Origin of the sequence: Carnobacterium sp. (genome assembly GCF_032094055.1) — a bacterium.
Classification (GTDB): Bacteria; Bacillota; Bacilli; order Lactobacillales; family Carnobacteriaceae; genus Carnobacterium_A.
In genome coordinates this window covers 16,632-26,376 of the sequence record NZ_DAMDAK010000013.1, presented here as the reverse complement: position 1 = coordinate 26,376, position 9,745 = coordinate 16,632, and the positions used below count along the sequence as shown (strand labels likewise).

At 40.4% G+C, this 9,745-nt stretch carries 6 protein-coding genes and 2 pseudogenes; all 8 read left to right on the top strand.

All coding sequences use genetic code 11. From position 1 onward, the window contains the following. A partial coding sequence (locus tag RT405_RS03510; protein ID WP_396163176.1) for a 3'-5' exonuclease occupies positions 1 to 948 on the top strand: 948 nt, incomplete at its 5' end. 189 nt (positions 949 to 1,137) lie between these two features. Further along, positions 1,138 to 3,165 (top strand): NAD-dependent DNA ligase LigA, encoded by a 2,028-nt coding sequence (ligA, locus tag RT405_RS03505; RefSeq protein WP_313467596.1) that lies wholly within the window; start codon positions 1,138 to 1,140, stop codon positions 3,163 to 3,165. Next, positions 3,162 to 4,262 carry a CamS family sex pheromone protein gene (locus RT405_RS03500; protein WP_313467594.1) on the top strand — a complete coding sequence of 367 codons (1,101 nt, stop codon included), beginning with the start codon at positions 3,162 to 3,164 and terminating at the stop codon, positions 4,260 to 4,262. Before ligA ends, RT405_RS03500 begins: the two co-directional genes overlap by 4 nt. Positions 4,263 to 4,563: 301 nt before the next feature. Further along, positions 4,564 to 4,872, top strand: coding sequence for an Asp-tRNA(Asn)/Glu-tRNA(Gln) amidotransferase subunit GatC (gene gatC / locus RT405_RS03495; RefSeq protein ID WP_035032534.1), 309 nt, complete (start codon positions 4,564 to 4,566; stop codon positions 4,870 to 4,872). After that, positions 4,873 to 6,324 carry an Asp-tRNA(Asn)/Glu-tRNA(Gln) amidotransferase subunit GatA gene (gene gatA / locus RT405_RS03490; protein ID WP_313467592.1) on the top strand — a complete coding sequence of 484 codons (1,452 nt, stop codon included), beginning with the start codon at positions 4,873 to 4,875 and terminating at the stop codon, positions 6,322 to 6,324. It begins immediately after the preceding gene. 15 nt (positions 6,325 to 6,339) lie between these two features. Beyond that, positions 6,340 to 7,770 (top strand): Asp-tRNA(Asn)/Glu-tRNA(Gln) amidotransferase subunit GatB, encoded by a 1,431-nt coding sequence (gatB, locus tag RT405_RS03485; protein ID WP_313467590.1) that lies wholly within the window; start codon positions 6,340 to 6,342, stop codon positions 7,768 to 7,770. A gap of 31 nt (positions 7,771 to 7,801) precedes the next feature. Further along, positions 7,802 to 8,827 (top strand): annotated as a pseudogene (locus RT405_RS03480) (diacylglycerol kinase); the annotation flags it as partial. Positions 8,828 to 9,245: 418 nt separating this feature from the next. Beyond that, a pseudogene (locus RT405_RS03475) lies at positions 9,246 to 9,745 on the top strand (class I SAM-dependent RNA methyltransferase); the annotation flags it as partial.

The following is a 9,745-nucleotide window of genomic DNA, read 5'->3' as shown; positions in this document are numbered from 1 at the left end:
GTGTTTGCTAACCAGTATGAATGGTCTTTATTAGAAACCGCGTTAAACGTATCCATCACGAATATCACTGGTAAAGCAGCTAAAGAACTGGAAGCTTTTGCTTTTATGCTGCGTGATTTACAAAAAATGCAAGAATTTTTACCAGTGACAAAATTAGTTGAAGAAACGTTAGAGCGCAGCGGATATTTGGAAAGCTTGGAAGCTGAGCGAACCCTTGAAGCAGAAACACGTGTAGAAAATATCAAAGAGTTCTTGTCCGTTACGCAGCAATTTGAAAAAGACAACAGTGATGATAAAAGCTTGTTGACCTTCTTGACTGATTTGGCGTTGATTTCTGATTTGGATAATATTGAAGAAGAACCGCAAAGTGAAGTGACGTTAATGACGTTACACGCGGCTAAGGGATTAGAATTTCCAGTGGTCTTTTTAATCGGCTTAGAAGAAGGAATCTTCCCCTTATCCCGTTCAATGATGGAAGAGGACGATTTAGAAGAAGAGCGTCGTTTAGCCTATGTTGGCATCACTCGTGCAGAGCAAAAGTTGTATGTGACCAATGCTTATTCACGGGTCTTATATGGACGCACCCAAAGCAATCAAGCTTCTCGTTTTATTAGAGAAATTACAGAAGAAATCATGGAATTGGGCAATGGACAAACTGGAAACAACCTGCCTTTTGGCCGTTCAACGACTCCAACCAATACTTACCGCAGTAGACAAACAGAAAAAGCAGTCAGCACGCCTTATCAAGCACCTGCTAGCAATAAAGTTGAAAGCGGAGCAGATAAATTAGAGTGGACAGTCGGCGATAAAGCCATGCACAAAAAATGGGGACTTGGTACAGTTGTCAGAGTAACCGGAGATGCAACGAACCTCCAACTCGACATAGCCTTCAAAGAACAAGGCGTCAAACGACTACTAGCCGCATTCGCCCCAATTGAAAAAGTATAGGATGCAAAAAACAGGATGCGGAGTGCCACAAAGGGAGCTTTTCCCTCGAAGGAATTCATCTATTTTCCGAACCGCTAGAATTCGCAGCTCAACTAAAAACAGGATGCAAAGTGCTCTCGCCAGCATTAAAAGAAAGAGACTACATTAAATTAGGTTAGTTAAAAAAATAAAAAAGAAAGGGGTTTTCAAATGACGGGTCAACATACTTTTGAAGAAGCTAAAATACGTGTCAGTGAATTAAGAGATCTACTTGACACCTATAGTTACCAATATTATGTTCAAGATAATCCCACAATTTCCGATTCTGACTACGATAAGCTCTATCATGAATTAGTCGAATGGGAAGAAGAATTCCCAGCTTTGGTCTCGAACGATTCTCCCACACAACGAGTCGGGGGAACCATATTGCCTGGATTTGAAAAAGTAATCCATGAAATCCCAATGCTGAGTTTAGGCAATGCTTTCAATGAAGGAGATTTATTGGAATTCGATAAACGAATCAGAAAACTGACTGACAAAAAGATTCATTACATTTGCGAATTAAAAATTGACGGATTAGCTATTTCACTGAAATACGAAGCTGGCAAATTAGTATTGGCAGCTACACGTGGAGACGGAACAGTTGGGGAAAATGTCACCCAAAATATTCGTACCGTCAAATCGGTCCCTTTGCGGTTAAAAAAGCCTTATAACATTGAAGTCCGTGGAGAATGTTATATGCCGAAAGCTTCTTTTTTAGCCTTGAACAAAGAACGTGAGGAAAATGGTGAAGCTGTTTTTGCTAATCCAAGAAACGCCGCAGCCGGTGGTTTGCGGAATTTAGATGCCAAAGAAACGGCCAAACGAAATTTAAATACTTTTTTATATACTGTAGCTGATTTTGGAGAAATGACTGCAGATAGTCAAGAAACAGCTTTGAATCAACTGGATGAATTAGGATTGCGGACCAACCACGAACGTAAAGTATTTGATACGATTGAAGAAGTGTGGGCTTACGTCCAAGCTTTCCATGACAAAAGAGCTCAGCTGCCTTATGAAATTGATGGTATCGTGATCAAAGTCAATGAATTTGATACACAAGCAGATATCGGTTTTACGGTAAAAGCGCCGCGCTGGGCCATTGCTTATAAGTTTCCAGCAGAAGAAGGCCATACTGTTGTACGTGATATCGAATGGACCATTGGAAGAACGGGTGTAGTTACTCCGACAGCAATCATGGATCCTGTCCAATTAGCTGGAACAACCGTACAGCGGGCCAGTTTGCATAATGTCGATCTCATTCAAGAACGGGATATTCGACTGCTCGATACTGTCGTAGTGCATAAAGCTGGCGATATTATTCCCGAAGTGACACGAGTTATCTTAGAAGAAAGACCAGCTGACAGTCAGCCTTATACCATTCCAACCCATTGTCCAGTATGTGACAGCGAATTAGTCCATTTAGAAGAAGAAGTGGCCTTGCGGTGCATCAACCCGAAATGCCCAGCTCAAATTACTGAAGGACTGGCTCATTTTGCTTCAAGAAATGCCATGAATATTGATGGTATGGGGCCTAAAGTCATCATTCAATTATTCGAAAAACACTTAGTACAAGATGTAGCTGATTTATATAAACTAACGTACGATCAACTCATTACATTAGATAAAATCAAAGACAAGTCTGCGAATAATTTGTTGGCCGCCATTGATGCCAGCCGAGGAAACTCTTTGGAACGCTTGATTTTTGGTTTAGGTATCCGACATGTCGGATCGAAAGCAGCAAGATTGATTGCAGAACAATTTGAAACCATCGAAAAAATACAACAGGCTCAACAAGAAGAAATCACAGCAATTGAAGGCATTGGAGAAATTATTGCTGAAAGTGTGGTTACTTATTTTGCTTTGCCTGAAGTGGCTGAACTAGTGGATGAATTACGCGATCGACAAGTTAATCTCACGTATTTAGGGCCTAAAAAAGCTGAAGTGGCTTCCATTGATTCGTATTTCAATACTAAAACGATCGTGTTGACCGGTAAGTTGACACAGTTTACACGTGAAGAGGCAAAAGAACGTATTGAAAACCTAGGCGGAAAAGTCACAGGCAGTGTTTCTAAAAAAACAGATTTAGTCGTTGCTGGTGAAGAAGCGGGCAGTAAGTTAATTAAAGCCCAAGATTTGGATATCACCGTTTGGAATGAAGACCAATTATTAGCAGCGTTAGAAGGAGAAGAAGCATGAACAAAAAAATCATTGCACTAATGGCAGCGGGTATTTTTTTGCTGAGTGCCTGTAGTGATCCTACTGGTGGAAGCACAACAGATACTCCTGCAGATACAACTACACACCAACTATCTGATGAGTATTATAAAGCAGTGGTAACCGATGGCAGTTATTTAACAAGTAAATCAAGAGGAGTGACTTTAGGGCTAAATTCAAATTTCAACTTAAAAGCCTTTGAAGTTGGGCTGATGAATCTATCCCAAAAACACTACTCCACTGATAAATATTATTTTCAAGAAGGACAGTACATTGATTCTAAAACAATTAATAACTGGTTGAAACGTGTCAGTAAAGACAACCCAGATGGTTTAAATCCTGAAGATAATGGCAAAAAAGAACCAGATGAACGCAATCCTTACTATTTGAATTCCGTTTTAGAACAGGATTATATGGTGAAAACAGATAATAACTTTAATTTAGGCGGTATTAGCATCGGTTTAGCGATGAACACGATCGATTATTATCAAAAAGTCGAATTTGGTGCAGACTTTGAAACAAAAATCAGCCATGAGGAATTACTGAAACAAGGAAAAGCCATGGCAGATAAAATTGTGCAGCATTTAAGAGAGACTGAAGGAGTGGGAGATGTTCCCATTACGGTTGGGATTTTCGAACAATCGGCTAAAGATAGTTTAGCCGGTGGGACTTTTATTGCAGAAGCAATTAGCGAAAAGGGCAATACCAAGGTTGGCGACTGGAATACAATCAAAGAGAAAAAAGTGATCTTTCCAGTAGCAGAAGAAACAAGTAATGAATTGACCAACTTTGAGAACTTTAAAGCAGAAGTGGAGAACTTCTTCCCTAATCTAAGCGGAGTGACGGCAGAAGCTTACTATACCGATGATCAGCTGATTAAAATGAAAGTGAATATCGTGACCCAATTTTATGGTGAAAGTGAAATCATCAGCTTCACTCAACATGTTGCGGATAAAGCGACTACTTTCTTGCCGCCTAATATCCCAATCGAAATCACGATTGGATCGATTAACGGAACCGAATCGTTCCTAGCAAGAAAAGCAAGCGAAACCACCTTCTACACCCACGTATTTGATTAAAACAGGATGCGGAATGCTCTCGCCAGTTCTGACAGAAAATTAGGGGGACTCCCGCAAAAGGCTAAAGGCCTTGAGGACAATTCCATCTATTTTCCGAAGAGCTAGAGCGCGCAGCTCAACTAACAGGACGTGAAGTGCTCTCGCCCAACTCAGATAGATAATACCTACAAAAGTCAGCTAAGCCTTTTTCTATTTATAATCGGAGGTCTTCCGTTTCATATAGAGGCGGAGCTGACTTTATGGTAGAATAGGAAAAGAAGCTTGAAACAAGAATGATAGACAGAAAGAGAGTGAAACCTATATGGCTAATATTAGCGAAGAAGAAATCAAACACGTAGCTTTGTTATCTAAGTTAGAATTTCAAGAAGAAGAAATTACTGGCTTTACTAAACAATTAGACGCTATTATAAAAATGGTTGAACAATTAGAGGAACTAGATACGAAAGATGTGCCGGTAACCACTCATGGACTGAAAATATCTAGCGTGATGCGCGAAGATAAAGCCATTCCTGGTATGGACCGCAAAGAACTCTTCAAAAACGTTAAAATGGAAAAAGACGGCTTGATTCAAGTTCCGGCAATGATAGACAACGGGGAGGCTGGCGCATAAATGAATTTATTAGACCATACATTAGAAGAATTACATGATTTACTAGTGAATAAAGAAACAACTGCTGAAGCAATCATGGAAGCCGTTTATGCACGTATTGCGGAGACAGAAGATAAAGTCGGCGCATTTATCACATTAACGCGCGATGAAGCATTAGAAAAAGCTCGTCAAATGGATGCAGCCGGTATTGACCCTGATAATGTGTTATCTGGACTGCCGATCGGTATCAAAGACAATATTGTTACAGAAGGAACAATCACTACAGCAGCCAGCAAAATGTTGGAAGACTTTCTTCCCGTTTACGATGCAACCGTAATGGAAAAAGTGAAAGACTCAGGAATGATTTCAGTTGGTAAATTGAACATGGATGAATTTGCCATGGGCGGAAGTACAGAACGGTCTCATTTCAAAGTCACTCGTAATCCTTGGAACCTCGCTAAAGTTCCGGGTGGTTCTTCAGGCGGATCAGCAGCAGCAGTGGCTGCCGGACAAGTACCGATGACCTTAGGAACAGATACAGGCGGCTCTATTCGTCAACCCGCAGCGTTCAATGGAATTGTTGGGATGAAACCAACTTATGGACGCGTTTCGCGCTTTGGACTGATTGCCTTTGCTTCTAGTTTAGATCAAATCGGACCTTTGACTCGTTCTGTTAAAGACAACGCATTGGTATTGAATGCGATCAGCGGACACGATGAAAAAGACTCGATGAGCTATCCAGAACCTGTGCCAGATTTTACAGCGGGTATTGAAGATGGCGTAAAAGGAATGAAAATCGGCGTACCAAAAGAATACTTACAAGAAGGCTTAGAAGCTGGCGTAAAAGAAGCGGTTCTTAAAGCCATTGAGACATTTAAAGAATTAGGAGCGATTGTTGAAGAAGTTAGTTTACCGCATTCAAAATACGGTGTGCCGGCTTACTACATCATTGCGTCTTCTGAAGCCTCTTCTAATTTGCAACGGTTTGACGGAATCCGTTATGGTTACCGTTCACCGGAAGCTAAAACACTAGAGGAAGTTTATGTGAAATCACGTTCGGAAGGATTCGGCATGGAAGTGAAACGCCGTATTATGCTGGGAACATTCTCATTAAGTTCTGGTTTTTATGACGCTCACTTTAAAAAAGCCGGCCAAGCACGGACGCTTATTCTGCAAGACTTTGAAAAAGTATTTGAAGAATATGATTTGATTTTGGGACCAACAACGACAACAACTGCTTTTGATATTGGTGGACAAGTCCATGACCCTGTAGCCATGTATTTAAGCGACATTTTAACTGTTCCTGTAAACTTAGCTGGTGTTCCAGCAATCTCAATTCCTGCTGGTTTCTCAAATGGTTTGCCAGTCGGCTTGCAATTGATTGCCAACCACTTTGATGAACGGACGATTTATCAAGCGGCTTATGCTTTTGAACAAGCAACCGATTTCCATAAAGAAAAACCAAATCTGTAGGAGGCGAGAATAAAAATGAATTTTGAAACAGTGATTGGACTAGAAGTCCATGTAGAATTAAAAACCGAATCAAAAATGTTCTCACCAGCTCCAGCTCACTTTGGTGCAGAACCGAATACCAATACGAATGTGATCGACTGGGGATACCCAGGCGTTTTGCCAGTCATCAATAAACAAGCAGTCGAATTTGCCATGAAAGCGGCTATGGCTCTAAATTGCGAAATTTCAACCGATACAAAATTTGACCGTAAAAACTATTTTTATCCTGACAATCCCAAAGCTTACCAAATTTCTCAATTTGATAAGCCGATCGGACATGACGGCTGGATTGATATTGAAGTCGAAGGCAAAACGAAACGCATCCGGATCGAACGGGTTCATTTAGAAGAAGATGCCGGGAAAAACAACCATGGAACAGACGGCTATTCTTATGTCGACTTAAACCGACAAGGAACACCATTGATCGAGATTGTTTCAGAAGCAGATATGCGTTCACCTGAAGAAGCGTATGCTTACCTGGATGCACTGAAACAAGTGGTTCAATACACGGGAGTCAGCGATGTGAAAATGGAAGAAGGTTCGATGCGATGCGATGCCAATATTTCGCTTCGCCCGATTGGACAAGAAGCCTTTGGAACGAAAGCTGAATTGAAAAACTTGAATTCATTTAATTATGTCCGTCGTGGACTGATGTTTGAACAAGCGCGTCAAGAAAAAGTCTTGCTTTCGGGCGGGATTATTGAACAAGAAACACGTCGTTACGATGAAGCAACCGGCGCAACTATTTTAATGCGGGTTAAAGAAGGATCAGATGATTACCGTTACTTCCCAGAACCAGACCTGCCTAATTTGACTATTAGCGAAGACTGGATCGAGCGGGTAAAAGCGACTATCCCCGAAATGCCGCATGAACGTCGTGCTCGTTATGTAGAAGAATTGGGATTATCGGATTATGATGCAATGGTTATGACAGCGACAAAAGAAATGTCTGATTTCTTCGAAGCCATGCTAGCCAATGGAGCAGATGCAAAACAAGCTTCTAACTGGTTAATGGGAGAAGTTTCAGCTTATTTGAACAGTGAAAAAATGGAATTGCATGATACACAGTTAACTCCAGAAAACTTGACTGGTATGATCCAATTAATTGCGGATGGAACGATCAGCTCAAAAATTGCGAAAAAAGTCTTCCAAGAACTAATCAGTAAAGGCGGAGACGCGCAAGCAGTTGTTGAAAAAAATGGTTGGATCCAATTAAGTGACCCGGCAAAACTGATTCCAATGGTCAATGAAGTTTTGGATAAAAACCCTCAGTCGATTGAAGACTTTAAAAATGGAAAAGACCGAGCAATCGGATTCTTAGTAGGGCAAATCATGAAAGCGACTAAAGGGCAAGCTAACCCTGGGATTGTAAACAAACTATTGAATGAAGAATTGGCTAAACGCTAATTCTTCAAGCGATAGTAAAGGAGTGTTTTTAATGCGTGCCAGAATTATTTATAATCCAACTTCGGGTCGTGAATTGATTAAACGAAATTTAGTCGATATTTTACAAGTTTACGAAGAAGCCGGATACGAAACCAGTGCTTTTGCGACAACTGCTGATGCTAATTCAGCGTATAATGAAGCGAAGCGGGTTGCACAAGAAGGATTTGATTTAATTGTCGCTGCTGGTGGAGATGGAACCATCAACGAAGTAGTAAACGGCATTGCGGGACTAAAACGACGCCCTAAAATGGCCATTATTCCAGCTGGAACGACCAATGATTATGCTCGTGCCTTGCACATTCCAAGAAACAATTTGTTAGAGGCTGCTAAGATGATCCAAAAAAATCAGACGATTAAGATGGACATTGGGAAAGCCGTTATGAATAAAAAGGAAACCTATTTTATCAATATCGGCGGCGGCGGACTGTTAACAGAATTGACTTATGATGTTCCTTCTAGTTTGAAATCTGTTTTTGGTTATTTAGCTTATTTTGCCAAAGGAGCAGAAATGCTGCCGCGTATTAAACCGATTCCGATGCACATTGAATACGATGAGGGTATTTATGAAGGAACGGCTTCGATGTTTTTTGTAGCCGTAACAAACTCAGTCGGCGGTTTTGAACAGTTGGCGCCTGATGCTTTATTAGATGATGGAAAATTCACGATGATCGTTGTTAAAACAGCGAATCAGATTGAAATCTTGCATTTGATTGCGTTGTTGTTAAATGGCGGCAAACACATTGATCATCCTAATATCCTTTATGCCAAAACCAGCAAAATCCATGCACGTCCAGCAAATGACTCACGAATGATGATCAACTTGGATGGAGAATATGGCGGTGATGCACCAGTGACTTTTATTAATTTACATCAGCACATAGAAATGTTTGCTAATGTGGACGAAATCATGGGAGCTGTGACGAATCCAATTGATTACACAGAAGAAGTAGAAGAAGCTTTCATTAGAGAAGTTGAAGGGCTGACAAATGAAGACATCAATGAAGATGGGATAGTTTCTCCCACCAAAGAAATAAAAAAAGAGGGAACCATTTCTGCAAATGAAGTTACCAATCAAGCTGGTTTGATTTCTCCGAATGAAGCAACAAAAGAAGAACCAAAAAATAATAAGTAAACTTTGAGTTTGCTGCTCTTTTATGCAATAATAAAGAGTAGCAAACTTTTTTAGGATACACTATTCACTTCCCAGTCTTTATAGAAAGTGTCCGTATCTTAAAATAAGTGGCATGAGAGAGATAGGATTAGTTTATCCGTCAATCCATTAAACCGGACGAGTCAGGAACACTCTCCGTTCAAACGGAATGAAAGACATAAAGAAAATCTGAAATGATCACGCTGGCCAAATGAAACTCAACTCACTTAAAACAACCACCACCAACCTAAATACGCGTTAATGAACGAAGGGAGCTTTTTATTAAATGAAAGCAGATAAAACAGTACCAGTACAAAAAAATGAAAAACACACAGTGAAAATCGAAGATCTCACTCATGAAGGGATGGGTGTCGCTAAAATTGACGGCTACCCATTATTTATAGAAGATGCATTACCTGGCGAGGAAATGGAAGTTAAAATCCATAAGACCGGCAAATCTTTTGGTTATGCAAAGTCTATGAAACGATTGACTTCTAGTCAAAACCGGGTAGAAGTGAAAGATGAAAACTTTACGCGTGCCGGAATTGCACCATTGCAACATATGCATTATCCAGCTCAATTAACTTTTAAAAAACAACAAGTAAAAAATGTGATGAAACGGATCGCTAAAATGCCGGACGTTAAAATATTTGATACGATCGGTATGGCTGAACCTTGGGGATACCGCAATAAAGCTCAAGTACCTGTTCGTAAAGTAAATGAGAAGTTAACAACTGGATTTTTCCGCAGAAATAGCCATGATTTGATTCCAATGGAAAATTTCTA

Coding starts and splice junctions, on each gene's coding strand:
- gatA (WP_313467592.1), top strand. CDS start 4,873: ATGAATTTATTAGACCATACATTAGAAGAATTACATGATTTACTAGTG.
- RT405_RS03500 (WP_313467594.1), top strand. CDS start 3,162: ATGAACAAAAAAATCATTGCACTAATGGCAGCGGGTATTTTTTTGCTG.
- ligA (WP_313467596.1), top strand. CDS start 1,138: ATGACGGGTCAACATACTTTTGAAGAAGCTAAAATACGTGTCAGTGAA.
- gatB (WP_313467590.1), top strand. CDS start 6,340: ATGAATTTTGAAACAGTGATTGGACTAGAAGTCCATGTAGAATTAAAA.
- gatC (WP_035032534.1), top strand. CDS start 4,564: ATGGCTAATATTAGCGAAGAAGAAATCAAACACGTAGCTTTGTTATCT.